Raw genomic sequence first — 232 nt, 5'->3', positions numbered from 1 at the left:
CTGTCACGGAGCTTACGGCTTTGATACGAATGATGCGAAAGAAGACGGACTTCGTTACTGGGTGCGCAATATTGTAGATGAAGGAGTGACGGCTCTTCTTGCGACAACTATCACGCAGAGTGAAGAAGTGTTGACAAATGCCTTGAAAAATGTGGCGAAAGTTGTTGAAGACGGTTATGAAGGAGCAGAGATTTTAGGAGTTCACTTTGAAGGTCCGTATCTTGATATGAAG

General features: G+C 44.4%; 1 pseudogene. It reads left to right on the top strand.

Annotated elements, in window-relative coordinates:
• Positions 1–232: pseudogene (locus NE637_RS15595) on the top strand (hypothetical protein); the annotation flags it as partial.

Source organism: Desulfovibrio desulfuricans (genome assembly GCF_024460775.1).
GTDB classification, from domain to species: domain Bacteria; phylum Desulfobacterota; class Desulfovibrionia; order Desulfovibrionales; family Desulfovibrionaceae; genus Desulfovibrio; species Desulfovibrio desulfuricans_E.
This window is presented reverse-complemented; position numbering and strand designations above follow the sequence as displayed.